General features: G+C 61.7%; 24 protein-coding genes. 16 read left to right on the top strand and 8 right to left on the bottom strand.

Annotated features, from left to right (window positions below; genetic code table 11):
* Positions 1 to 60 precede the first annotated feature (60 nt).
* Positions 61 to 399: a P-II family nitrogen regulator gene (locus NKJ01_RS21570; RefSeq protein WP_006205430.1), complete on the bottom strand. Its 339-nt coding sequence runs from the start codon at positions 397 to 399 to the stop codon at positions 61 to 63.
* A gap of 352 nt (positions 400 to 751) precedes the next feature.
* Here NKJ01_RS21570 and NKJ01_RS21565 point away from each other — a divergent pair, with 352 nt between their 5' ends.
* Complete coding sequence (locus NKJ01_RS21565) at positions 752 to 2,284, top strand: NAD(P)H-hydrate dehydratase (RefSeq protein ID WP_352730798.1); 1,533 nt, start codon at positions 752 to 754, stop codon at positions 2,282 to 2,284.
* Positions 2,285 to 2,288: 4 nt separating this feature from the next.
* Here NKJ01_RS21565 and NKJ01_RS21560 read toward each other — a convergent pair whose 3' ends face one another.
* Positions 2,289 to 3,821, bottom strand: coding sequence for an acyl-CoA carboxylase subunit beta (locus NKJ01_RS21560; protein WP_352730796.1), 1,533 nt, complete (start codon positions 3,819 to 3,821; stop codon positions 2,289 to 2,291).
* Positions 3,822 to 4,230: 409 nt separating this feature from the next.
* Between NKJ01_RS21560 and NKJ01_RS21555 the strand changes: the two genes are divergently transcribed.
* On the top strand, positions 4,231 to 5,655 hold the full coding sequence (locus tag NKJ01_RS21555; protein WP_352730794.1) for a DEAD/DEAH box helicase: 1,425 nt from the start codon (positions 4,231 to 4,233) through the stop codon (positions 5,653 to 5,655).
* Between the two features lie 102 nt (positions 5,656 to 5,757).
* Here the strand turns inward: NKJ01_RS21555 and NKJ01_RS21550 are convergent, their stop codons facing one another.
* Together NKJ01_RS21550 and NKJ01_RS21545 are read right to left on the bottom strand one after the other, a co-directional pair.
* Positions 5,758 to 6,732, bottom strand: a complete 975-nt coding sequence (locus NKJ01_RS21550) for an alpha/beta hydrolase (protein ID WP_352730792.1) — start codon at positions 6,730 to 6,732, stop codon at positions 5,758 to 5,760.
* Positions 6,733 to 6,811: 79 nt separating this feature from the next.
* Positions 6,812 to 7,633, bottom strand: a complete 822-nt coding sequence (locus NKJ01_RS21545; protein WP_023757949.1) for an SDR family oxidoreductase — start codon at positions 7,631 to 7,633, stop codon at positions 6,812 to 6,814.
* A gap of 227 nt (positions 7,634 to 7,860) precedes the next feature.
* On the opposite strand from NKJ01_RS21545, the gene NKJ01_RS21540 reads away from it, so the two are divergent.
* The 5 genes from NKJ01_RS21540 (at position 7,861) to NKJ01_RS21520 (ending at position 11,848) form a co-directional block, all read left to right on the top strand.
* Positions 7,861 to 8,895, top strand: coding sequence for a cysteine synthase A (locus NKJ01_RS21540; protein WP_352730790.1), 1,035 nt, complete (start codon positions 7,861 to 7,863; stop codon positions 8,893 to 8,895).
* Positions 8,895 to 9,638, top strand: coding sequence for an alanyl-tRNA editing protein (locus NKJ01_RS21535; RefSeq protein ID WP_352730788.1), 744 nt, complete (start codon positions 8,895 to 8,897; stop codon positions 9,636 to 9,638). The genes NKJ01_RS21540 and NKJ01_RS21535 overlap by 1 nt, the downstream gene beginning before the upstream one ends.
* 39 nt (positions 9,639 to 9,677) lie before the next feature.
* Complete coding sequence (gene sseA / locus NKJ01_RS21530) at positions 9,678 to 10,529, top strand: 3-mercaptopyruvate sulfurtransferase (protein WP_352730786.1); 852 nt, start codon at positions 9,678 to 9,680, stop codon at positions 10,527 to 10,529.
* A gap of 5 nt (positions 10,530 to 10,534) precedes the next feature.
* Positions 10,535 to 11,098, top strand: coding sequence for a GNAT family N-acetyltransferase (locus NKJ01_RS21525; protein WP_352730784.1), 564 nt, complete (start codon positions 10,535 to 10,537; stop codon positions 11,096 to 11,098).
* Between the two features lie 282 nt (positions 11,099 to 11,380).
* Positions 11,381 to 11,848, top strand: a complete 468-nt coding sequence (locus NKJ01_RS21520; RefSeq protein WP_352730782.1) for a DUF1203 domain-containing protein — start codon at positions 11,381 to 11,383, stop codon at positions 11,846 to 11,848.
* A 226-nt stretch (positions 11,849 to 12,074) separates the two neighbouring features.
* Here the strand turns inward: NKJ01_RS21520 and ald are convergent, their stop codons facing one another.
* The gene (gene ald, locus NKJ01_RS21515; RefSeq protein WP_352730780.1) at positions 12,075 to 13,190 is read right to left on the bottom strand and encodes an alanine dehydrogenase; all 1,116 of its coding nucleotides are present in this window, start codon (positions 13,188 to 13,190) and stop codon (positions 12,075 to 12,077) included.
* A 158-nt stretch (positions 13,191 to 13,348) separates the two neighbouring features.
* On the opposite strand from ald, the gene NKJ01_RS21510 reads away from it, so the two are divergent.
* Positions 13,349 to 13,822 (top strand): Lrp/AsnC family transcriptional regulator, encoded by a 474-nt coding sequence (locus NKJ01_RS21510; protein ID WP_013531467.1) that lies wholly within the window; start codon positions 13,349 to 13,351, stop codon positions 13,820 to 13,822.
* Positions 13,823 to 13,962: 140 nt separating this feature from the next.
* Here NKJ01_RS21510 and NKJ01_RS21505 read toward each other — a convergent pair whose 3' ends face one another.
* Entirely contained in the window at positions 13,963 to 14,625 is a 663-nt protein-coding gene (locus NKJ01_RS21505; RefSeq protein ID WP_352607698.1) for a 5-formyltetrahydrofolate cyclo-ligase, read from the bottom strand.
* A gap of 166 nt (positions 14,626 to 14,791) precedes the next feature.
* On the opposite strand from NKJ01_RS21505, the gene NKJ01_RS21500 reads away from it, so the two are divergent.
* Positions 14,792 to 16,057, top strand: a complete 1,266-nt coding sequence (locus NKJ01_RS21500; protein WP_352730778.1) for an NAD(P)/FAD-dependent oxidoreductase — start codon at positions 14,792 to 14,794, stop codon at positions 16,055 to 16,057.
* 211 nt (positions 16,058 to 16,268) lie between these two features.
* The gene (locus NKJ01_RS21495; protein ID WP_352730776.1) at positions 16,269 to 18,248 is read left to right on the top strand and encodes a bifunctional 2',3'-cyclic-nucleotide 2'-phosphodiesterase/3'-nucleotidase; all 1,980 of its coding nucleotides are present in this window, start codon (positions 16,269 to 16,271) and stop codon (positions 18,246 to 18,248) included.
* 46 nt (positions 18,249 to 18,294) lie between these two features.
* Here the strand turns inward: NKJ01_RS21495 and NKJ01_RS21490 are convergent, their stop codons facing one another.
* Positions 18,295 to 19,551: a class I SAM-dependent methyltransferase gene (locus NKJ01_RS21490; protein WP_352730774.1), complete on the bottom strand. Its 1,257-nt coding sequence runs from the start codon at positions 19,549 to 19,551 to the stop codon at positions 18,295 to 18,297.
* 60 nt (positions 19,552 to 19,611) lie between these two features.
* Positions 19,612 to 19,824 carry a DUF1365 family protein gene (locus tag NKJ01_RS21485; protein ID WP_352730853.1) on the bottom strand — a complete coding sequence of 71 codons (213 nt, stop codon included), beginning with the start codon at positions 19,822 to 19,824 and terminating at the stop codon, positions 19,612 to 19,614.
* 71 nt (positions 19,825 to 19,895) lie between these two features.
* Here NKJ01_RS21485 and NKJ01_RS21480 point away from each other — a divergent pair, with 71 nt between their 5' ends.
* The 6 genes from NKJ01_RS21480 to NKJ01_RS21455 all read left to right on the top strand — a co-directional run bounded on the left by NKJ01_RS21480 (position 19,896) and on the right by NKJ01_RS21455 (position 22,963).
* Complete coding sequence (locus NKJ01_RS21480) at positions 19,896 to 20,030, top strand: hypothetical protein (protein WP_352730772.1); 135 nt, start codon at positions 19,896 to 19,898, stop codon at positions 20,028 to 20,030.
* Positions 20,031 to 20,129: 99 nt separating this feature from the next.
* Positions 20,130 to 20,420: a Dabb family protein gene (locus tag NKJ01_RS21475; protein WP_352730770.1), complete on the top strand. Its 291-nt coding sequence runs from the start codon at positions 20,130 to 20,132 to the stop codon at positions 20,418 to 20,420.
* A 73-nt stretch (positions 20,421 to 20,493) separates the two neighbouring features.
* Entirely contained in the window at positions 20,494 to 21,384 is an 891-nt protein-coding gene (locus tag NKJ01_RS21470) for a VOC family protein (RefSeq protein WP_352730768.1), read from the top strand.
* Positions 21,381 to 22,226: a 3-deoxy-8-phosphooctulonate synthase gene (kdsA, locus tag NKJ01_RS21465; RefSeq protein ID WP_352730766.1), complete on the top strand. Its 846-nt coding sequence runs from the start codon at positions 21,381 to 21,383 to the stop codon at positions 22,224 to 22,226. Before NKJ01_RS21470 ends, kdsA begins: the two co-directional genes overlap by 4 nt.
* Before the next feature lie 96 nt (positions 22,227 to 22,322).
* On the top strand, positions 22,323 to 22,526 hold the full coding sequence (locus tag NKJ01_RS21460; RefSeq protein ID WP_352486701.1) for a dodecin family protein: 204 nt from the start codon (positions 22,323 to 22,325) through the stop codon (positions 22,524 to 22,526).
* A 71-nt stretch (positions 22,527 to 22,597) separates the two neighbouring features.
* Positions 22,598 to 22,963 carry a PRC-barrel domain-containing protein gene (locus NKJ01_RS21455; RefSeq protein ID WP_023757931.1) on the top strand — a complete coding sequence of 122 codons (366 nt, stop codon included), beginning with the start codon at positions 22,598 to 22,600 and terminating at the stop codon, positions 22,961 to 22,963.
* Positions 22,964 to 23,077: the final 114 nt, after the last annotated feature.

The following is a 23,077-nucleotide window of genomic DNA, read 5'->3' as shown; positions in this document are numbered from 1 at the left end:
TCATGTATCCCTGTGTGATGACGTTTTTTTATGATGACGTTAGGAGAATGCCGGGTCGGGTCAGACCGCGTCCATGCCTGTTTCGCCGGTACGGATTCGCACGACTTCCTCGATATTGGAAACGAAGATTTTGCCGTCGCCAATACGGCCGGTCTGGGCGGCCTTGCGGATGGCCTCGATCGCGCCTTCGACCGCATCGTCGCCAAGCACCACCTCGATTTTCACCTTGGGCAGGAAATCGACGACATATTCGGCGCCGCGGTAGAGCTCGGTATGACCCTTCTGACGACCGAAGCCCTTTGCCTCGGTAACAGTAATGCCCTGCAGTCCGGCCTCCTGAAGCGCTTCCTTCACTTCGTCCAGCTTGAATGGCTTGATGATCGCTTCGATCTTTTTCATGTAAAAAGTGGCCTCCACTGCCAAAAAAAACGGGTTGTGAACCCCCCGCTTGCGCTTCGATCTAGCACGAACTGTGCCAATTGGACGGATTCGAAGCAGTATCACACGATTTCAAAGTCGCACCGCACCTGGATACAAATTCACGTCATTCCCTGTACCGGAAGCGGCACGGGCTGCCGGAGACTACACGGCAACGCCAACTGCATCTGCCCAAAAACTAGGCATATCGCCTATCCTTCAGGCAATCCTGTGCCTTCGTGCCAACAATGTGGCCGCAGATCTCGGCAACTCCCCCTTGTTTGCTTCGGATCGAAAATTGGACAATGCTTGATCGAATGCGGATCGGCAATCCATGAGCAACGAACTTCTTGTTCCTTCAGAAATGAACGAGGCAGATCGGCTTACGGTTGCCGCTGGTCCCGCCGACGGTATCGGCCTGATGCGCAGAGCCGGCCAGGCGGTCGCGGCCGAGGTTCTCAAGCGCTATCCCTCGGCGACGCATGTCCATGTGCTGTGCGGCCCAGGCAACAATGGCGGTGATGGCTACGTCGTCGCGCGCATCCTGGCCGACAGCGGTGTGCGCACCACAATCTGGGCATCCGGAGCACCAAGACCGGAAAGCGATGCGGAGCTCGCCGCTGCGCAATGCTCGATCAAGCCGCGGCCGCTGTCTGGATTTGATGCCGCGACCGGCTCGATCGTGGTCGACGCGCTCTATGGCGCAGGGCTGTCCAAGTCGCTGTCTGGCGATGCCGCCAAGGCCATAGATACCGCTACCGCCTTGGGCTTGCCTGTGATCGCGGTCGACCTGCCGTCTGGCGTCTCGGGAGCCGGCGGCGAAATATTGGGCAGGGCGTTTCGCGCCGAGATCACAGTCACCTTCGCGCGGAAAAAGCCTGGCCACCTGCTGCTCCCAGGACGCGGACAATGCGGTGAAATCGTGCTTGCCGATATCGGCATCGGCGACGACATCATCGCCCAACTCGCTGTCTCGACTTTCGAGAATGTGCCAAACCTGTGGTTGCAGGAATTTCCCGTGCCGGCGGTCGACGCGCACAAATACAAGCGCGGCCATGTCGGCGTCTTTTCCGGTGGCCCCAGCGCCACGGGCGCCGCGCGGCTGTCGGCGCTCGCCGCGGCGAGAAGCGGGGCAGGGGCGGTCACCGTGCTGTCGCCAGCCAATGCCATGCAGGTCAATGCGACACACCTGACCTCCATCATGCTGCGGCAAGCGGGCTCGCTCGGAGAGGTGCAGGAATTCCTGATGGCGCGCCATCCCGAAGCACTGGTGTTCGGACCGGGGCTCGGCCCAAAACCCAAGGTCGGCGATTTTGCCCTGCAACTGATCAAGGCTTTGGCGGATGGTGCGCGCGCATCGGCGACCGCAAGCCACGCAGATGCGATCGTCCTGGATGCCGACGCCATCACGTCGCTGGCTCACCAGCCCCAGGCACTGTTCGAAGTCGCCCGTCAGCCGAACGCGCCGGCATTGGTGATAACGCCGCATGAGGGTGAATTCGGCCGATTGTTTCCTGACATCGCCGGCGTCATGACCCTGTCGAAACTGGCCAAGGCGCGAGCGGCCGCAGCACGGGCCAATGCCGTCATCGTCTACAAGGGCGCTGACACGGTGATTGCTGCTCCCGATGGCAGGGCAGCGATCAATTCCAACGGCGCTCCATGGCTGGCCACTGCCGGGTCAGGCGACGTGTTGTCCGGCATCATTGCCGGTCTCCTGGCGCAAGCCATGCCGCCCTTCGAGGGGACTTGCGCTGCCGTGTGGCTGCATGCCGAAGCCGGCAGCCGGTTCGGACCCGGTCTGATCGCCGAGGATCTGCCGCTAGCGCTGGTACCGGTGCTGCGCGAACTCTTCGAAGCGCGGTAGTTACTCACAGCGGAATGTTGTCGTGCTTCTTCCAGGGGTTCTGCATGTCCTTGTTGCGCAGCATGCGCAGCGCCCGCGCGATACGGCGGCGCGTTGAGTGCGGCATGATCACCTCGTCGACATAGCCGCGCTCGGCGGCGACGAAAGGCGACAGGAAGCGATCCTCGTAAGTCTTTGTATGCGCTGCGATCTTTTCGGCATCGCCGATGTCCTTGCGATAGATGATCTCGACCGCGCCCCGTGCACCCATCACCGCGATCTGCGCCGTCGGCCAGGCATAGTTCATGTCGCCGCGCAGATGTTTCGATGCCATCACGTCATAAGCGCCGCCATAGGCTTTGCGGGTGATGACGGTGATCTTCGGCACGGTGGCCTCGGCATAGGCGAAGAGAAGCTTGGCGCCATGCTTGATCAGCCCGCCATACTCCTGCGCCGTGCCGGGCAGGAACCCGGGCACGTCGACGAAGGTGACGATCGGGATCGAAAAACAATCGCAGAAGCGCACGAAGCGCGCGGCCTTGCGGCTGGCATCGGAATCGAGCACGCCGGCCAGCACCATCGGCTGGTTGGCGACGAAGCCGACCGTGCGGCCCTCGATACGGCCGAGACCGGTGACGATGTTTTTCGCGAAATTCTGCTGGATCTCGAAGAAGTCGCCTTCATCGGCGACTTTCAGGATCAGTTCCTTGATGTCGTAGGGCTTGTTGGTGTTGTCGGGGATCAGCCGGTCGAGCGACAAATCATGGTCGGTCACCGACTGATAGCATTCGATTTCGGGAAGCTCCGATGTGTTGGAGGCCGGCAGCAGGTCGATCAGCCGGCGCATCTGCAGCAACGCCTCGACGTCATTGTCGTAGGCGCCGTCGGCGATGGAGGATTTCGTCGTGTGGACGGAAGCGCCGCCGAGGCTCTCGGCGGTCACCGTTTCGTTGGTCACGGTCTTCACCACATCCGGCCCGGTGACGAACATGTAGGAGGTGTCGCGCACCATGAAGATGAAGTCGGTCATCGCAGGCGAATAGACATCACCGCCGGCGCAAGGACCCATGATGACAGAAATTTGCGGAATGACGCCGGAGGCGAGCACGTTGCGCTGAAAGATCTCGGCATAACCGCCGAGTGCCGCAACGCCCTCCTGGATTCGCGCGCCACCGGCATCGTAGAGCCCGATGATCGGCGCACGGTTGCGCAGCGCCATCTCCTGCACCTTGATGACCTTCTCGGCATGCGCTTCCGACAGCGAGCCGCCGAACACGGTAAAGTCCTTGGCGAAGAGGTAGACCGGACGACCATTGATGGTGCCCCAACCGGTGACCACGCCGTCGCCGGCGATCTTGGTCTTCTCCATGCCGAAATCGGTCGAGCGGTGCTCGACATACATGTCGAATTCCTCGAACGAGCCTTCGTCGAGCAACACCTCGATGCGTTCGCGCGCGGTGAGCTTGCCCTTCTTGTGCTGGGCATCGATGCGCGCCTGGCCGCCACCCATGCGGGCGATCTCGCGCCGGCGCTCGAGTTCCTTCAGCACGTCCTTCATCGATTACCTCCCAGGCCAGCGGCATTTCGTGGTAATCGTGCCTGCAGGCGAGCGCAAGCGCCGCTTTACGCCGTGGTCTTTGTTGCACTGCAGCATGACGCCCCTTGCATTTGACGGCGAACTGGGCCATATGCGGCGACATAGGCGCTTGGGCCGGGACACTCCGGCCTTCTCGACGAATGAGACTGGTTGCGTCTGTTTTCCCTCTTTCCGGTATATCGGCCCCTCTTTCCGGTACATCACAAAGTGGCGAAAAAGCCCCGTGGCATGATGCCTGCGGGCACGACAGCGCAGCCGCGCGGACGGAAACGTCCGCCGCCTTGTCGTTCCATGACAATTTGTTCGACGGCAGGTTGCGCCCTGCCGCCATCGATGTTTGCGGCCAGAAGCCGCGTGAAAGAAGATTATTTTGACCAACGAAAACACTTTGCCCGGTAGCAACACTGCGGAACTTACCGGTTTCGCCGCACTGGGTATTTCGGGCGCGCTGCTCAAGGCCACCCATAACGCCGGTTTCACCGAACCGAAGCCGATCCAGGCGCAGGCGATCCCGCCGCAGATGGAAGGCCGCGACATTTTCGGCATTGCCCAGACCGGCTCCGGCAAGACCGCGGCCTTCGCGCTGCCGATCCTGTCGAAGATCATTGCACTTGGCACCAAGCGCCGGCCTAAGACGGCGCGTGCGCTGATTCTGGCGCCAACGCGCGAACTCGCCGTGCAGATCGAGGATACGATCAAGATCCTCGCCAAGGGCGCGCATGTCTCGACCGCGCTCGTGCTGGGCGGCGTCTCCCGCTTCAGCCAGGTGAAGAAGGTTGCGCCCGGCGTCGACATCCTGATCGCAACGCCCGGCCGGTTGACCGATCTGGTGCGTGAGGGCGACCTCATGCTTGCCGACACCAAATGGCTGGTGCTCGACGAAGGCGACCGCATGCTCGACATGGGCTTCATCAATGACGTCAAGCGCATCGCCAAGGCTACCGCGCCCGACCGTCAGACGGTGCTGTTCTCGGCGACCATGCCCAATGAGATCGCCGAACTGGCGAAGGGCCTGCTGAAGAACCCGATCCGTGTCGAGGTCGCGCCGCAAAGCACGGCAGCGGCCGAAATCGTGCAAGGCGTCGTCTTTGCCCGCACCAAGCAGAAGCGCCAAGTGCTGTCGACGATGCTCGCCGACGAAGCGATGAAGTCCGTCATCATCTTTTCGCGCACCAAGCATGGTGCCGACAGGGTGACCAAGGACCTCGAGCGCGACGGCTTCAAGGCCGCCGTCATCCACGGCAACAAGTCGCAGAATGCCCGCCAGAAGGCGCTGAACGATTTCCGCGAGGGTTCGGTGCGCATTCTGGTGGCGACCGACATCGCTGCGCGCGGCATCGATGTGCCCGGCATCAGCCATGTCGTGAATTTCGACCTGCCGGACGAAGCTGAGAGCTATGTCCATCGCATCGGCCGTACCGGCCGCAACGGCATGGACGGCATTGCGATTACGCTTTGCGATCCTTCCGAGAACAGCAAGCTGCGCCAGGTCGAGCGCATCATCCGTACCAAGCTGCCGATCGTTGCCGACCATCTCGGCAGCCCCGATCCGCAGCGCAATCCGGCTGAAAAGAACGAGCGCTTCGAACCGGCCAATGACCGCAACGACCGCAATGGTCGTCGCGACGGCAGGCGTCCCGGTGGCGAGAACAAAGGCAACGGTTTTGGCAAAAAGCGCTTCGGCGACAAGCCGGCCTTCGGCGGCGAGCGCAAGCCGGAAGGCGCCAAGCCGGCCTTCAAGGGCAACAACAAGCGCCGCTTCGGCGGCAAGCGTCCGGCGGCGCGGGCTGCGTAAGCCAGGCCGCGTTTTAATCAGTCAAGCGTAGCCTGGCTGATTGCCGAGACCGACCGGGAAAGGGCGGCTGAAGCGATGCTTCGGTCGCCCTTTTTCGTAAGCTTACTTTACCACCGCCTCGATCCAGACGGCGATCCTTTGCGCCAGAAAGGTCGTGGTCGATGGCGAAAGCGCGTCGCCGGCGATAACGTGATTGTCTATGTCGCCCGTATCATCGACCGGGACCAGTTCACACGGAGCGCCCCAGCGCCCGGCGATCTCGCGGGTGCGGTCGGGCCGCACCACTTTGTCCGAATCCGAAAAGATGAACAAAGCGGGGATGGTCGCCTTTTCCACCGGGGCGCCATAGGCAAGCTCGGTCAGCGCCTGCATCGGCAAGGTCGCTTCGATCGGGTAGCGGGTGGTCCAGAATTTTTCATGCAGCGCGTTGCGCGGCAAAAAGCTGTGTTCCTTGCCGGCGACCAGCCTGGCGATCTGTTTTCCCCATGGCATGGTCAGTATCTCGGCGCCGGACGCTTTCACGCCGAAGTTTGGCGAGATGAACGCGATCGCGGCAACCCCGTCCGATGCGCCCGGCTGCGTTGCCGCCCATGTCGCCAGCGAGCCGCCGGTCGAGGTTGAGATGACGATCACCTTGTCGCCGATCGCCCGACCGATGGCGAGCGCCTCCTCATAATCGTTGACCCAGGCGTTGATGCTGCCTTGCGTCATCGCTGCGCCGTCCTGCCCATGACCGGTAAGGCGCGTGTAAAAAAGATTGGCGTCGAGCTGGTCGGCCACGTCGTCGGGCAGCGGGCGGACCTCGCCCTTCGATGCGGAAAAGCCGTGGATGTAGACGATCGACAGCGGCGTCCTGGCATGCACCATTGGATTGGCCCAGACGATCTCTTTCTCCAGTGCGTCGCGGATTCCGGGGACCGCGGCTTCCACCTTTGCCACATAGGCCTGCGGATCGTCGCCGATGACCGAGGGATCAAAGCGGATCGTGGTGTCGACGGGAACGCGAGGGCCGAGCACGACGGCCAGTGCGAGAATGGCTACAAGGCCCAGCACAGCAAGCACGATCCGTCGCCCCATCTCTGGCTCCACGCAACAATCTCTCAACCCATGGCTGTCACCCGCCCGAAGCGGGTGCTTGCCAACTTCGACGGCTTGTCTATTCGATTGGCGGCTTGCGGTCGTAATGCAACGGCCGCGCCTTCCAACTGGTCATCAGGCTGATAAACCCTCTGCAAAGCGGCCTCGGCAACACGCTGAGCAGTTTCAGGGGCCAGCTAGTCCGGCGCGGGAAGGTGACTTCGAAACCGCCGGACTTGATGCCCCGCGCCATGCGGCGCGACGCGCGGCTGACCGGCATCAGTCCAGGCATCGGCAGCATGTTCTTCTCGGTCAGCGGGGTATCGATGAAGCCAGGATTGAACACCTGGATGCGCACGTTCATCTTGTCGAAATCATACTTCAGCGATTCGGCCAGGATGTTGATTGCCGCCTTGGTGCCGCCATAGGCGGCCGTTGTCGGCCAACCGAAATAGGACGTGACGGAGCCGACCAGTACGACATGGCCGCGCGCCCGCACGCGCATGCGTTCGATGACAGGCACCAGGCCATTGATGATGCCGAAATAGTTGACCTCAAAGGACCGGCGAAAGTCGTTGACGACAAGATTTTCACCCGGCGTCGAAATGTAGTTTCCGGCATTGAAGATGGCGAGCACGATGGGACCGAGCTCCTTCTCGATCGCGGCGACGGTTCTTGCCATGCGCGGTTCGTCGGTGACGTCGCAGGGAAAGGCGGTCACACTGCCCGGCATCTGCGCCGTCTCGACGACAAGCGTGTCGATCGGATCGTCGTCGAGCGCCGTCACCGCCACGGCATAACCCTGGGAAGCAAGATCCCTGGCCAGCGAACGGCCGATACCGCTGCTGCCGCCCGTGATCCAGGCGACGCCGTGCTTCGGGTTGGCCCGGTAAAGTGTCATGCTGCGCCCTGTCGACTTGTTGGTGCTTTGCTCTAGCGATGAAGAAATCGAATGAAAAGCTGCTTTTCAACGTCAACCGGAAAATGAACAGTGGCGATAGAGGCTGGTCTTGGAAAGCGTCGACGCAACAACAGTACCGCAATTGCGACTGGACCAGACACATTCTTGCCTTGAAACCGAGGCCTCGGGTTTCTAGGGTTTCGGCGCACCTACACAAGGAATCCTGAATGCTCCGTTCTGTGATCGACGCGATCGGCAACACGCCTCTGATCCGCCTCAACAAGGCTTCTGAACAAACAGGCTGCGAGATCCTGGGCAAGGCCGAATTCATGAATCCGGGCCAGTCGGTCAAGGATCGCGCGGGCCTGTTCATCATCCGCGACGCCGAGCAGCGCGGGCTGCTGAAGCCCGGCGGCGTCATCGTCGAGGGAACGGCCGGCAACACCGGCATCGGACTGACGCTGGTTGCCAAGGCGCTCGGCTACCGCACCGTCATCGTCATTCCCGACACGCAGAGCCAGGAAAAGAAAGACACGATCAAACTGCTCGGCGCCGAGCTGATCGAAGTGCCCGCGGTGCCGTACAAGAACCCCAACAACTATGTGAAGCTGTCGGGGCGGCTGGCCGAGCAGATGGCGCGGACGGAACCGAATGGCGCTATCTGGGCCAACCAGTTCGACAATGTCGCCAACCGCGACGGCCATATCCGCACCACGGCCGAAGAAATCTGGCACCAGACCGGTGGCAAGGTCGACGGCTTTGTCTCGGCGGTCGGCTCGGGCGGAACGCTGGCCGGCGTCGCCTTCGGGCTAAGGGCGAAAAGCAAGGACGTAAAGATCGCGCTCGCCGATCCGCTGGGCGCCGCGCTCTACTCCTTTTATACCAGCGGCGAGCTGAGGTCCGAAGGCAGCTCGATCACCGAAGGCATCGGGCAGGGGCGCATCACGGCCAATCTCGAGGGGTTCACGCCGGATTTTTCCTTCCAGATTCCCGACGAGGATGCGCTGCCGATCGTCTTCGACTTGATCCAGGAAGAGGGCCTCTGCGTCGGCGGCTCGACCGGCATCAACATTGCCGGCGCGATCCGTCTGGCGCGCGAACTTGGCCCCGGCCACACGATCGTGACCATTCTTTGCGACTACGGCTCACGCTACCAGTCGAAGCTGTTCAACCCGGAATTCCTGCGCGAGAAGCAGCTGCCGGTGCCGGGCTGGATGGAGCTGAAGAGCAAGATTTCGGTGCCGTTCGAAAAGGTCGCGTGATGGCGCACAGGACGGACGCGCTGTTTCGCGACGACGCCTATCTGCGCAGGGCGGATGCGACAGTCGTTGCCGTCAACGACCGTGGTGCCATCATTTTGGATCGCTCGATCTTCTACGCCACATCGGGCGGCCAACCGGGCGATACCGGTCACATCGAGCGCGGCGACGGCAGCCGCATCGCCATTGCCGCCGCTATTACGGGCGAGACCAAGGATGAGATCATCCATGTGCCGGCGCCGGAGCAAGCGGCGCCATGGATCGGCGAGAAGGTGAGTTTGGCGATCGACTGGGACCGGCGGCATCTTTTGATGCGCATGCATTCGGCCTGCCATCTGCTCTCGGTCGTCTGTCCGTTTCCGATTACGGGTGCCGCGGTTTCCGAGGACGACAGCCGTGTCGACTTCGACATGCCGGATGCCAGCTTCTCTAAGGAGGAGGTGACAGCGAGCCTGATGGACCTGGTGCGGGCCGACCACCCGATCTTCACCAGGTTGATCAGCGACGAGGACCTGGCCGCCAATCCTGGCCTGGTCAAATCCAAGAACGTCCGGCCGCCGGTCGGCACCGGCAGTATCCGTCTCGTGTGCATCGGCGATAACGCTTCGGTGGACAGCCAGCCCTGCGGCGGTACCCATGTGAAGAGCACCGGCGAAGTCGGTGAAATCCACATCGGCAAGATCGAGAAGAAAGGCCGCGAAAACAGGCGTTTCCGCATCCGCTTCGGTCCGATGCCGGCGAACTGATATGCTAGCCGTTCGCGAGGCGAAACAAGGAGGATAAAAATGGCCGAGGACAGCCCTTTCACCGTCGATGCGGACTGGCTGCAACAGCGTCTCGGCGAGCCGGGCCTGACGATTGTCGATGCGTCCTGGTATCTCCCGGCGCAAAAGCGCGATGCGCGCGGCGAATACGATGCGGCGCACATTCCGGGCGCGCGGTTCCTGGATCAGGACGCGGTTTCCGACCCGGACTCGCCACTGCCGCACATGTTGCCGTCGCCGCAGGACTTCGCCCAGTATGTCGGCGCCATGGGCGTTTCGGCGGACGACACCATCGTCGTCTATGACGGCCCGGGTTTCTTCTCTGCGCCTCGGGCATGGTGGATGTTCCGGGTAATGGGCGTCTTCCAGACCTATATTCTGGACGGCGGCTTCGATGGGTGGAAGGCGGCCGGCCGACCGGTGACGGCCGAACCGACGAAGATCGCGCCATGCGTGTTCCATGCCGATTTCGACGCCGGTCGCGTCGCCAGCCTCGCCGACATGCGCCGGATCGTCGACACTGGGGAAAGCCAAATCGCCGACGCCCGTGGGGCGGGCCGCTTCACTGGTGCGGAGCCTGAACCGCGCGCTGGCATCCGCTCCGGTCATATGCCTGGCGCGCGAAATTTGCCCTATTCGGCGCTGTCGGAAAATGGCGAGCTGTTGTCGAAGGACCGGCTGCGCAAGGTGATAGAGCAGGCCGGCATCGATCTGTCGAAACCTGTCGTCACCTCATGCGGCTCCGGTATTACAGCAGCGGTGGTGACGCTGGCGCTGGAAACACTTGGCCATACCGACAACAGGCTTTACGACGGCTCATGGACGGAGTGGGGTGGGCTTTCCGACACGCCCGTCGTGACCGGCAAGGAATGACGACGATGGAAAACGGCGTGCTGGAAGACATCGAGGTCACAGTGACGTTCCTCGAAATGCATGTGCCTCCGGCCTATACGCCGCCTGTGCCCTATAATCGTCAGGTTGCGCTGCTGAAGACCAAAGACATCCCGCTGCATTTCTACCGCTATTTGATGGACCGGGTCGGGCGCAAATGGCACTGGGTCAATGTTCTCAGGCTCGATGATGACGAGCTTTCCGCCGGCATCCACCGCGAGGATCGCGACATCAGAGTGCTCTACCTCGACGGCGCACCAGCCGGCTTCTTCGATCTCAAGCCGCATCTGCTGGAAGAAGTCGAGCTCGCTTATTTCGGCATGATGGAACACGCAACCGGGCAAGGCATCGGTCGCTGGTTCCTGGGCTCCGCGATCGCAGCCGCATGGTCGTATGGGCCGAAGCGAGTGACGGTGCAGACCTGCACGCTCGATCATCCGGCGGCGCTGCCACTTTATCAGAAGCTCGGCTTTGCACCTGTGGCGCAGAAGAAGGAGACGGTGCATCCGATGCCTTTCGCCGAGCGTTCGGCCAGCGTCATGCGGCCGTGACGCCAGCCGCAATCTGACCCGTCGTTCGTCGGCGCTTCGGGCCGGTTTTGGCATGTTGTCCGCACCATCAATGCGGCCGAGGCCGAAGAGACGAAGATATGCTGACCCGGCGATTTTATTTAGCCGGCGCAATATGCCGGATGGACGAAACCCGGATCCGAACAGAACTGGTCGCAGGACTGATTGCTGAGAATCGATCGGTCCCGCACCTTGTCAGGAATCGGGTGGGAAGCGCGGAGTTGGCGGCATAATTTCCGGTCAACGACACCGGAGAGTTTCACCATGACCATCCAGTTCAAAGCCTTGCCGACCGACGATGTCAGGGGCCTGCAGCGCGGCGGTCCCGATGCTTACGGAAATACGCCCGAGCGAAAGATCTCCGACGGCGACGGCGTGCCTTGCCGGCACTGTCTGAAGAACATCGCTGCTGGAGACGCTTACCTCGTCCTGGCGTACCGGCCATTCGCGGAGCTTCAGCCCTATGCCGAAACCGGGCCGATCTTCCTGCATGCCGAAGAATGCGACCGCGCCACCGAGACCGAAGCGCTGCCCGAGGTTCTCGAGAGCCCCGACTATATCGTGCGCGGCTATGGAAGGGATGACCGTATCGTCTATGGCAGCGGGGGTGTCGTCCCCACTGCGGCGATTACAGCGCGGGCCGAAACCTTGTTCGAGCGCGACGATATCGCCTACGTTCACGTTCGTTCGGCGCGCAACAATTGCTACCAGTGCCGCATCGAGCGCGCATGAGGCGCTGAGATTGCAGACAGGAGACACTGTCGTACTCCCGTCGCAAAGTCGCGATAAAAAGCGATTGTCGATCGATTTGCCGACCGCGGATGAACCGGCGGCAAATCTCGATATCGAGGAAGCGGGGCTTTGGCTCCGCTTTTTTGTTGCCTGCGTGTATCTCCAAAGAAAAACCCGCCGGTATGAACCGGCGGGCGAGACTGGAGGAAGCAGTCTTTTTGTGAAATCAGGCGGCCAGAACGGCTTTCGGCTCGACCAGTTCGTAGCCGAGAGCCTCGGCGACAGCGCGGTTTGTGATCTTGCCCTTGTGGACATTGAGCCCGTTGCGCAAATGGTGATCGTCGACCAGCGCCTTCAGGCCCTTGTCGGCAAGCTGCAGGCCATAGTGCAGCGTCGCGTTGTTGAGCGCATGAGCCGAGGTGACCGGCACGGCGCCCGGCATATTGGCGACGCAATAATGGATGACGCCGTCAACCTCATAGGTCGGCTCGGCATGGGTGGTGGCGTGCGAGGTCTCGAAGCAGCCACCCTGATCGATGGCGACGTCGACCAGCACCGAGCCCTTCTTCATGCCTGACAGCATTTCGCGCGAAACCAGTTTTGGCGCCGCGGCACCCGGAATCAGCACCGCCCCGACGACGATATCGGCTGAAAAGCACTCTTCTTCGAGCGCTTCGACGGTCGAGTAACGGGTGTGGACGCGGCCGGCGAAGAGGTCGTCAAGCTGGCGCAGGCGCGGGATCGAGCGGTCGATGATGGTGACATCGGCGCCAAGCCCCGCCGCCATCCTGGCAGCGTGCAGGCCGACGACGCCGCCGCCAAGCACGGTGACCTTGCCGGGCAGCACGCCGGGCACGCCGCCCAGCAGCACGCCGCGGCCGCCATTGGCCTTCTGCAGCGCCGTGGCGCCGGCCTGGATCGATAGGCGTCCGGCGACTTCAGACATGGGCGCCAGCAGCGGCAGGCCGCCACGATCGTCGGTCACGGTCTCGTAGGCGATTGCGGTCACGCCGGAAGCGAGCAGGCCCTTGGTCTGCTCCGGATCCGGAGCAAGATGAAGATAGGTGTACAGGATCTGGCCTTCGCGAAGCTGCGCCCATTCGGTGGGCTGCGGCTCCTTGACCTTGACGATCATGTCCGACTTGGCAAACACGTCGGCAGCCGTCTTGGCAATCGTGGCACCGGCGGCGCGATAGGCGTTGTCATCGGCCCCGATGCCGGCTCCGGCGCCGGTCTCGACCAGCACTTCGTGGCCATGGGCGACATACTCGCGGACCGAGCCGGGTGTGAGGCCGACGCGATATTCGTGGTTCTTGATCTCCTTGGGGCAGCCGACGCGCATTTTTCTTCTCCCTGATCCGGCCCTATTGGGCTCCTTCCCTGTGTTGGTGGAGTGAACCACGAATCGGTGCGCAGGTGTTTGCGAATGCGCTTGCGTCAGCGGGCGCGTTTCGATAATTGTTGCGCCAAACAGCCATATTTTCGCAGGATTCACGAATAATGCCGCTCGACAGGATTGATATCGCCATTCTCGAGGCTTTGCAGAAGGATGGCCGGATACCCAATGCTGCGCTCGCCGAGAAGGTTGGCCTGTCGCAGTCGGCTTGTTCGCGCCGGCTCGACAACCTGGAGAAATCCGGAACCATCCGCGGCTACCATGCCCGGCTTTCCAATGCGGCGCTTGGCCACCAGATGACGGCGATCGTGCACATATCCTTGTCGGGACAATTCGAGAAGACGCTGTCGGATTTCGAGGCGGCGATCAAGCGCTGCCCGAACGTGCTGTCCTGCCATCTGATGTCTGGCGAATACGATTATATTCTCAGGATCGCGGCAAAGGATCTCGTCGACTATGAGCGCATCCACAAGGAATGGCTGTCGGCGATGCCGCATGTGACCAAGATCAACTCGTCTTTTGCGCTACGCGAAATCGTCGACCGCACGGCCATGGGCATGAAGCCGGAAATGGCCTGAGCTGTGTCGATATTCAGGTGATGCCGGCCTGCGAACGGCAGTTTCCTGTGCTTCCGGTACTCACGGACTCAAACGTCCGCTCCGTTCCGGTTCTCGGAACCCGCCATTCTCGACTCGGCCTGACCTGAATCTCAACACAGCTAACCGATCTTGAATGCCTCGATCACGATCCGATCCATCGGGATATCGTGCGGCTGCGGGTAGATGGTGGCGATGCGCTGCAACTCGTAGCCGACGCCGATGACCAGCGGCTTGAACGGCATCGCGGCCAGCGTGCGGTCGAAGAAGCCGCCGCCGTAGCCCAGGCGGTAGTTTTGGGGATCGATGCCGACGATCGGCGAGATGACGATGTCCGGCAGCACCGGATCGCCCTCGGCTGGGATCGGGATGTTCCAGACGCCTTTCTCCAGCCGGTCGCCCGGCTTGTAGGCGCGAAAGATCAGGGGATGCGCTTTCTCGACAACGATGGGCAGGGCGGTGCGGCCGCCGCGCGCATTGATGGACGCCATCCATGGCCGCAGATCCGGCTCGCCGCGAAACGGCCAGTAGAGACTGACCATGCGGCCGGCGATCTCGCCGATGATCGCGTCAAGACCTTCGGCGATGCGCTGCGACATTGCCGTTCGCGCGTCGGCCGAAACGGCAAGGCGGGCCGCGATCAGGCGTTCGCGCTCGGTCTTGCGCCAGCGTCTCACATCAGTCCAGTCGTTCAGAGGCACACGGAATTCCGGATCGAGTTCATGCATGAAGCAGGGCGACGAAGAATACAGCGTCGGAGCGTCGTCGTCTTGATCATTGGCCATGCCTCAGCTCGTGGTGCTTTTTGAAGAACGCTATACCGGGCCACGATCGTCGACATGTGCATTCACGACATTCGAAGGCGACTCCCAGGCAATCATCAAAGGACGGAGCGTTGTTGCGGTGCACAAAAATACCTACATCGGGTTGGATGCATTGGGGTGAATTGAGATGAACCAAGCCAGCCATCATGTCGTCGTCGTTGGCGCGGGTTTCGGCGGTCTCGAATTCACACGTGCGCTTGGCGGTGCACCGGTGCGCATCACCATGATCGACAAACGCAACCATCACCTCTTCCAGCCGCTGCTGTACCAAGTGGCGACCACGGCGCTGGCGACGTCCGAGATTGCCTGGCCGGTCCGCCACCTGCTGCACAAGCGCAAGGACGTGACGACGTTGTTAGCCAATGTCGTCGGCGTCGATCGCGCCGGCAAACGCGTGCTGCTCGAAGATGGCAGCGCGGTCGCCTACGATACGCTACTGCTCGCCACCGGTGCCCGCCATGCCTATTTCGGCCATGACGAATGGGAACCTTTCGCGCCTGGCCTGAAGACACTGGAGGACGCCACCACTGTTCGACGGCGCATTCTTCTGGCTTTCGAGCAGGCCGAGCGGGAGGCCGATCCCGCCAAACGCCAGGCTCTGCTGACCATTGCGATCGTCGGTGGCGGGCCGACCGGCGTTGAGCTTGCCGGCACCATCGTCGAACTGGCGCATGACACGCTGCACGGCGAGTTCCGCAACATCGACACACGGAAGACGCGCGTGGTGCTGATCGAGGCCGGCGACCGGATTCTGGCCAATTTCGCACCAAAGCTTTCCGACTATGCATCGAAGGCGCTCGAGCGGCTCGGCGTGACGGTCGAACTCGGTCGGGCTGTTACGCGTTGCGACGCCGAGGGCGTCGTTTTCGGCGACAAACGTCTGGCTGCGAAGACAATCCTGTGGGCTGCAGGTGTTGCCGCTTCACCGGCCGCCGAATGGCTCGGCGCGGCGGCGGACCGGGCGGGCAGGGTGCTGGTCGAGCCTGACTTGAGCGTGCCTGGCAGCCCGGAGATTTTCGTCATCGGCGATGCCGCGCATGTCCTGCGGCCGGACGGGCGGCCCGTTCCCGGCGTGGCGCCCGCCGCCAAACAGCAGGGTCGGCATGTTGCCGCCACGCTGAAGGCACGGCTTGCCGGCGACATCAGCCCGCGGCCGTTCCGCTACCGGCATGACGGCGATCTCGCCACGATCGGCAAGCGTGCCGCCGTGATCGACTTCGGCTGGATCAAGCTGACCGGCTGGGCGGCCTGGTGGCTATGGGGGATCGCGCACATCTATTTCCTGATCGGCTTTCGCAACCGGCTTGCGGTTTCGTTGAGCTGGCTATGGATCTACGCGACGGGCCAGCGCAGCGCGCGACTGATCACGCAAGGCGACGACGACAAGAGCTGATTTCTTCACCCGGACCATTCATCCGCTCGTCATCTGTTGCTGATCGACTGATGTTCGATCCGCGCGACTTCTTGAATGGACTCGCATGAGTTTCAGAGCGAAGTTCGCTTCGGGGCAAGGCAGGCATGATCCCGAAAAGAGGGGACCGGTTTCGGAGAAAAGATCATGCTGCAACAAACGGACTCTCGTCCCGTCGTCGAAGGAAAAAAACATGTCGCAACTGCTCCATCCCGTCTCCCGCCGTGATCTGCTTGTTGGTGCCGCCGCCACAGGGGCGGTGATCGTGCTGCATCCGTTTTCGGCTCGCGCTCAAGGCAATCAGGCGCATCTGCGGATCATGGAGACCACCGATATCCATGTGAACGTGCTGCCTTACGACTACTACGCCGACAAGGCGAACGACACGCTGGGCCTGTCGCGCACGGCTTCCCTGATCGATGCGGTGCGCAAGCAAGCCAGCAATTCGATGCTGGTCGACAATGGCGACCTGCTGCAGGGCAATCCGATGGGCGACTACATCGCCTATGAGAAAGGGCTGAAGGACGGCGACCTGCATCCGATCATGAAAGGCATGAACCTGCTCGGCTACGAGTGCTCGACACTCGGCAATCACGAGTTCAACTATGGCTTGTCGTTCCTGGACAAGGTTCTGGCCGGTGCCAACTTCCCATTCGTCTGCGCCAATTTGATCCGCGGCACCGAGCTTGCCGCGAACCCGCGCGACGACAAGCTCTATCTGAAGCCTTATGTCATCCTCGACAAGAAGATCAAGGACGGCTCAGGTGCCGAACAGCCGATCAAGATCGGCATCATCGGCTTTGTGCCGCCGCAGATCATGGTGTGGGATCTCAAGAACCTGGAGGGCAGCGTCAAGACGCGCGACATCGTCGAGGCGGCCAAGGCCTGGGTGCCGCAGATGAAGGAAGAGGGCGCCGACATCGTCATTGCGCTCTCGCATTCCGGCATCGACGTTAAGCACGGCGACATGATGGAGAACGCCTCGTTCTTCGTCGCCGGTGTCGACGGCATCGATGCGGTGTTCACCGGTCACCAGCATCTGGTGTTCCCGGGCAAGAAGGACTTCCAGTCGCTTGAGGGCGTCGACACGCAGAAAGGCACGCTGCAGGGCAAGCCCGCCGTCATGGGTGGCTTCTGGGGTTCGCATATGGGACTGATCGACCTGATGCTGGAGCGCGACGGGTCGAAATGGAAGGTCGTTTCAGCCACCTCGGAGGCGCGGCCGATCTTCGAACGCGTCGACAACAAGAACAAGCCGGCCGTCCCGGACGACAACCGCATCATCGCGGCACTCGAACAGGATCACCAGGCGACGCTGGCCTATGTGCGTCGGCCGGTCGGCAAGACCTCAGCCCCGCTCTATTCCTATTTCGCGCTGGTCGCCGACGATCCGTCGGTGCAGGTCGTCAGCCAGGCGCAGACCTGGTACCTCAGGGATATTCTCAAGAACACGCAATGGAAGGACCTGCCGCTGCTGTCGGCCGCAGCTCCCTTCAAGGCCGGCGGACGCAACGGCGCCGACTACTATACCGACGTGCCGGCAGGTGACATCGCCATCAAGAACGTTGCCGACCTCTATCTCTATCCCAACACCGTGCGGGCGGTCGAAATCACCGGTGCTGAGGTCAAGGAATGGCTGGAAATGTCGGCCGGCATCTTCAACCGGATCGAGCCAGGGAGAGCCGACCAGGCCCTCATCAACGCCGACTTCCGGTCCTACAATTTCGACGTCATCGATGGCGTCACCTACAGGATAGACCTGTCGCAGCCGCCGAAATATGATGCCAAGGGTGGGCTGGCGAATGCTGGCGCCAATCGTATCGTCGACTTGATGTTCGACGGAAAGCCGATTGATCCCAAACAGAAATTCGTCGTCGCGACCAACAATTATCGTGCCGGCGGCGGTGGCAATTTCCCTGACATCGATGCTTCGAAGATAATCTACGAAGCGCCGGACACCAATCGCGACGTCATCGTTCGTTACATCGTCAGCGAGGGCACGATCAACCCGTCTGCGGACGATAACTGGTCGTTCGTGCCGATGCCTGGAACCAGCGTGGTGTTCGAAACCGGCGCCAAGGCCAAGGAATTCATTGCGCAGGTGAAGTCGGTGAGGATCGAAGCGGCGGGCGAGGGCGAGGCAGGCTTCGCGAAATACCGCATCCTGCTCTGACCACTGCTGTTCGAAGCTCGGTTCCATGCCGTCACGGCGCGTCGACCTACGCCTTGTAGACCACCTGGCGCACGTCGATGTAGCTGGCGCGGAATCCGGCCTCGCAATAATGCAGGTAGAACTCCCAGAGCTTCTTGAAACGGTCGTCGAAGCCGAGCGGGACGATCTTCTCCCATGAGGCCCAGAACCGGAGGCGCCATTCGGCGAGCGTGCGCGCGTAGTCGTCCGGAAAGATGCGCTCGCGCAGATGGGCAAGACCGTGATCTTTGCCAAGTGACTTCAGGATCGATGGGGTCGGCAGCATGCCACCTGGGAACACGTAGCGCTGGATGAAATCCGGCCTGGCACGATAGGTGCCGTAAGAAGCTTCGTTGATGGTGATGATCTGCAGCCCGGCCGTACCGCCGGGCTTCAGGCATGCCTTCATCTTGCTGAAGAACACTGGCCAGTATTTTTCGCCGACGGCCTCGAACATCTCGATCGAGGCAATGCGGTCATAGGTGCCGGTTTCGTCGCGATAGTCCTGCAGCTTGATGTCGACCTTATTGGCAAGCCCGGCCTTGGCGATGCGCGCCGTGGCGAAGTCGTGCTGCTCGCGGCTGATCGTCAGCCCGGTCACCCGACAACCGATCTCGCGCGCCGCGAATTCGGCGAAGCCACCCCAACCGCAGCCGATTTCCAGCACGTGGTCCTTCGGGCCGATGCCTATGTCCTTCGCCAGCGCGCGATATTTGGCGGCCTGGGCGCCTTCGAGGTCGTTGGCACCGGTCGTGTAGAGTGCTGAGGAATAGGTCATGCTCGGATCGAGCCATTGCTTATAGAAGGCGTTGCCAAGGTCGTAATGCGCCGAGATGTTGCGCGCCGAGCCGGTGCGTGTGTTCTGGTTGAACCAGTGGCGAATGCGCTGGACGGTGTTGATCAGCCAGTTGGCGCCACCCGCGATACGCTCGCCGATGGCCGAATTGATCACGAACAGCTCCAGGAAACTGGTCACATCGGGGCTATCCCAATCACCGTCCATGTAGGATTCGGCCACGCCGATCGTGCCGCCGGAAAAGGCGCGGCCGGGCAGTCGCCAATTCTTGAGCACCAGTTCGGCATCCGGGCCGGGTCCCTTCCCGCCGACGAGGACGGCGCGACCGTCGGGCATTCTGACCTTTAGCGAACCACGCGGCAGGTTCATCGCCGCCGACAGCACCATGCGCGCCTTGGCCGGTAGACCCTTGACGATCTCGGCGAAATTGAATTCGTCGAGCCTGACCGCGTCGTTCAACGCTATGCCATGATGTTCCCTGTGTGCCATCTCACGCGCCCCTGACCTCCGCGGTATCTGCGCAAATTGCCGAGCACCGGTTCTCGCGGTTCATTCGCCAGGTTCGAACGCTGTTGCCTGATCCCGGTAGCTGACCGCGATCAGCGGTTTCGAACGAAAGCGCGCGCCCTTTTTTCGCCTGAGCTTCAGCGCTTCCCAGTGAACCCCTGCGGCAATCTTCCACGTCATGAGGGAGAACTTCAAGGGGCAGGCTGCAAGTCGGGCTGTGCCAAGTGATTGGCGCTCGTCGGCGGTGGATCTGATTTTTGCGCAGCAAAGGCCGAACGCGCCAAAAACACTATGGCTGCGGCATGACCTGTGCGATAGATTTAGCCATGCGTTATGTAGTCGTCATTGCCGCCGTCGCGTTTTTCCTGATCTGGGATGGCATATACAATCAGGGCCGGTATCTCGACTCCACGGTGCGTGGTGCCACGCACGTCGTGCGGTCCGTCACCAGCAATATCTAGCGTCCATTCAAATGACCGGCAGCCGCGACATCCTTGTCGATTGACGCCACCGTCATGCCGTCACAAAAGACCTCCGGCATTTAGATCGAGGAGGCGGCGTTGATCCGGCATATCGTTTTCTTCAGCGCGCGGCGCAAGGAGGATGTGGAGGCGGTGCGTGCAGGCCTGCTGGCGCTCGGCGACATTCCTCATTCCAGCCTCTTCGAAGTGACGCTGAACACCAAGGTGGATCCGCTGTCGGATGAGGTCGATGTGGTCGTTTATGCGGAATTCGCCGATGCCGCCGCGCTGGCCGCCTACAAGGCGCACCCGCTCTATGCGCAGACCACCAGCAAGGTCAAACCAATGCGAGAGCTGCGTTATTCGGCCGATGTCCTCGCGGGGAGCTGATCGAGACTGCGCTCCAGCCGCGATTGCGATCAAGCCTTGAACCGCCTTGCAGAATGATGCACATCGCGCCTGCATGACCCGAAACACAGCTGCCGGTACCCATCCGCTCGATCACCTGGTGCTGCCCACGCAGAACCTCGATGTGGCGCGTGCCCGGCTTACCGCGCTCGGCTTCGTTGTTGCTCCGACCGGGATACATCCCTTCGGGACCGAAAACTGTTGTGTGTTCCTCGCGGACGGCACCTATCTCGAACCACTCGCAATCGGCGATGGACAAGTGGCGACGACAGCCATTGCCGATGGCAATGTGTTCGTCGCGCGCGACCGGCTCTATCGCAACAACCATGGCGGCGAGGGATTTTCCGCCGTGGTCCTTGGGACCAGCGACGCGGATGAAGACCATGCGCGCTACCTCGCGGCCGGCATCTCGGCGGGAGACATGCTGAGCTTTTCGCGCGCCTTCGCTGATTCGGCGGGGAAAAGCGACATCGCATCGTTCAAGCTCGCCTTTGCGGCGAGAGCCAAGGCCACGGACGCCTTCCTGTTTGCCTGCGAGCGGGTCAACGCGCCTGATGTGGACCGCGCGGCTTTGCAGGCGCACGCCAACGGCGCCACTGGAATTGTCGAGATCGTGGCGGTCAGCGATCAACCTGCAGAACAGCATGGATTGATTTCGGTGGCGGTGAACGATCCGACCGCCGATGGCCAGGGCGGCACATTTCACTTGCCGAATGCAGGTTTGAGCGTGCTCGACCCAGCATCTTTCACCGCGCGTTACGGCCTGCCTGCCGGCCCGCCGACGAACCTTCGCTTCGCCGCGGTCGTCTTTTCGGTCCGGAGCGCCGATGTGACATCGAGGCTGCTTGCAGCCAATTCCATCCAACACGATATAGCCGGCAATGATATCGTCGTGCAGCCTGCACCCGGACAGGGCGCGGCCTTCATCTTCCGGGAGATCCCATGAGCAAACCCCTGGCGCCCAATTCGTCGGTAACCGTCGGCAATGTCGTCTTCGACAACAAGGCGGCTCTGTCGCTGATCGCGGGCCCTTGCCAGTTTGAATCGCGCCAGCATGCCTTCGACATGGCCGGCGCGCTGAAGGAACTGACCGGCAAGCTCGGCATAGGCCTCGTCTACAAGACCAGCTACGACAAGGCCAACCGCACCTCGCTGTCGGCGACGAGGGGTGCCGGCATGGATGCAGCCCTTCCCGTCTTCGACGAACTGCGCAAGGAATTTTCGCTTCCCGTGCTGACCGATGTCCACACAGAGGAGCAGTGCGCCATCGTCGCGCCGCATGTCGACGTCCTGCAAATTCCGGCTTTCCTGTCACGCCAGACCGACATGCTGGTCGCCGCCGCCAGGACCGGCAAGGTCATCAACGTGAAGAAGGGACAGTTCCTAGCCCCTTGGGACATGAAGAACGTCGTCGCCAAGATCACCGGTTCCGGCAATGCCAATGTGCTGACCACCGAGCGCGGCGCTTCCTTCGGCTACAACACGCTGGTGTCCGACATGCGCGCTTTGCCTGTTATGGCCGAGATCGGCGCGCCGGTGATCTTCGACGCCACGCATTCGGTACAGCAGCCGGGCGGGCAGGGTGGTTCCTCGGGCGGCGAGCGCCGCTTTGTCGAGACTCTGGCCCGCGCCGCCGTCGCTGTCGGCGTCGCCGGCGTGTTCATCGAAACCCACCAGGATCCGGACAATTCGACCTCTTCCGACGGCCCGAACATGCTGCCGCTGAAGGACATGCCGGCCCTGCTCGAACGGCTGATGGCATTCGATCGCATCGCCAAGGGTCACTAAGCCAGTCGCATCCCCTGCCGACTGCCGGCGCTTGTGGAAGGCATGGGCCGGCTGTACGCTTTGCCTGGCAAATGAGCGCTTTGGCAGGAGGAAGCCATGTCCGTCGCCCGCGTCACCGAAATCACGTCGTCGTCGAAGAAGAGCTTTCAAGACGCCATCGAACAGGGGATTGCGCGAGCATCGAAAACCCTGAAGAACGTCGAAGGTGCTTGGATCCAGGATCAGAAGATCGTCGTCCAGGACGGCAAGATCGCCGCCTATCGCGTTAATATGAAGGTCACTTTCATCCTCGCAGAGTGACCGGCGTCGGGAACCTTCGCCCGCAGCCCTCATTGTCCAAGCAGAGTTCAACGACAATGAGGAGCAAGACCATGACAACCCAGACTGGCCACACCGAAGCTATCGCGGCTTCGCGAGTCATCGGCACGTCGGTCTACAACACCGAAGGCAGAAGCATCGGCACCATCCAGGACGTCATGCTCGACAAGATGTCGAACGGCATCATGTTCGCGGTGATCGGTTTTGGCGGCTTCCTCGGCATCGGCGAGAAGTATCACGCGATACCGTGGGCGAGCCTCGACTATGACGAGGACAAGGGCGGCTATGTCGTACCGTTCTCCAAGGAGCAGTTGAAGGCCGCACCTGCCTATTCGATCAATGAACTGGCCGGCGCGGATGGCGAGATCGCTCGCGACGCATCCTACGACTACTACAAGGTCACGCCCTACTGGCATTGACGGCTCAAACAAAATGGCCCCGTCTCGACGGCAGGGCTATCGCATATGAGTAAAGAGGCTAAGCAGGTTTTGATCGGCCCATCGTGCCTTGAGTCGTTTGTGGCTGAGCGGGAT

Origin of the sequence: Mesorhizobium sp. M0276 (assembly GCF_040321755.1) — a bacterium.
Lineage (GTDB): Bacteria > Pseudomonadota > Alphaproteobacteria > Rhizobiales > Rhizobiaceae > Mesorhizobium.
Note: the sequence above shows the minus strand (reverse complement) of the source record. Positions and strands in the feature narration are given on the sequence as shown.

What these genes read in the sequence shown, in the direction of transcription:
- NKJ01_RS21500 (WP_352730778.1), top strand. Translation starts at nt 14,792, where the DNA reads ATGAACCAAGCCAGCCATCATGTCGTCGTCGTTGGCGCGGGTTTCGGC.
- sseA (WP_352730786.1), top strand. Translation starts at nt 9,678, where the DNA reads ATGGCCGAGGACAGCCCTTTCACCGTCGATGCGGACTGGCTGCAACAG.
- NKJ01_RS21505 (WP_352607698.1), bottom strand. Translation starts at nt 14,625, where the DNA reads ATGGCCAATGATCAAGACGACGACGCTCCGACGCTGTATTCTTCGTCG.
- NKJ01_RS21545 (WP_023757949.1), bottom strand. Translation starts at nt 7,633, where the DNA reads ATGACACTTTACCGGGCCAACCCGAAGCACGGCGTCGCCTGGATCACG.
- ald (WP_352730780.1), bottom strand. Translation starts at nt 13,190, where the DNA reads ATGCGCGTCGGCTGCCCCAAGGAGATCAAGAACCACGAATATCGCGTC.
- NKJ01_RS21540 (WP_352730790.1), top strand. Translation starts at nt 7,861, where the DNA reads ATGCTCCGTTCTGTGATCGACGCGATCGGCAACACGCCTCTGATCCGC.
- NKJ01_RS21565 (WP_352730798.1), top strand. Translation starts at nt 752, where the DNA reads ATGAGCAACGAACTTCTTGTTCCTTCAGAAATGAACGAGGCAGATCGG.
- NKJ01_RS21455 (WP_023757931.1), top strand. Translation starts at nt 22,598, where the DNA reads ATGACAACCCAGACTGGCCACACCGAAGCTATCGCGGCTTCGCGAGTC.
- NKJ01_RS21560 (WP_352730796.1), bottom strand. Translation starts at nt 3,821, where the DNA reads ATGAAGGACGTGCTGAAGGAACTCGAGCGCCGGCGCGAGATCGCCCGC.
- NKJ01_RS21570 (WP_006205430.1), bottom strand. Translation starts at nt 399, where the DNA reads ATGAAAAAGATCGAAGCGATCATCAAGCCATTCAAGCTGGACGAAGTG.
- NKJ01_RS21460 (WP_352486701.1), top strand. Translation starts at nt 22,323, where the DNA reads ATGTCCGTCGCCCGCGTCACCGAAATCACGTCGTCGTCGAAGAAGAGC.
- NKJ01_RS21470 (WP_352730768.1), top strand. Translation starts at nt 20,494, where the DNA reads ATGACCCGAAACACAGCTGCCGGTACCCATCCGCTCGATCACCTGGTG.
- NKJ01_RS21495 (WP_352730776.1), top strand. Translation starts at nt 16,269, where the DNA reads ATGTCGCAACTGCTCCATCCCGTCTCCCGCCGTGATCTGCTTGTTGGT.
- NKJ01_RS21480 (WP_352730772.1), top strand. Translation starts at nt 19,896, where the DNA reads ATGCGTTATGTAGTCGTCATTGCCGCCGTCGCGTTTTTCCTGATCTGG.
- kdsA (WP_352730766.1), top strand. Translation starts at nt 21,381, where the DNA reads ATGAGCAAACCCCTGGCGCCCAATTCGTCGGTAACCGTCGGCAATGTC.
- NKJ01_RS21535 (WP_352730788.1), top strand. Translation starts at nt 8,895, where the DNA reads ATGGCGCACAGGACGGACGCGCTGTTTCGCGACGACGCCTATCTGCGC.
- NKJ01_RS21550 (WP_352730792.1), bottom strand. Translation starts at nt 6,732, where the DNA reads ATGGGGCGACGGATCGTGCTTGCTGTGCTGGGCCTTGTAGCCATTCTC.
- NKJ01_RS21520 (WP_352730782.1), top strand. Translation starts at nt 11,381, where the DNA reads ATGACCATCCAGTTCAAAGCCTTGCCGACCGACGATGTCAGGGGCCTG.
- NKJ01_RS21510 (WP_013531467.1), top strand. Translation starts at nt 13,349, where the DNA reads ATGCCGCTCGACAGGATTGATATCGCCATTCTCGAGGCTTTGCAGAAG.
- NKJ01_RS21525 (WP_352730784.1), top strand. Translation starts at nt 10,535, where the DNA reads ATGGAAAACGGCGTGCTGGAAGACATCGAGGTCACAGTGACGTTCCTC.
- NKJ01_RS21490 (WP_352730774.1), bottom strand. Translation starts at nt 19,551, where the DNA reads ATGGCACACAGGGAACATCATGGCATAGCGTTGAACGACGCGGTCAGG.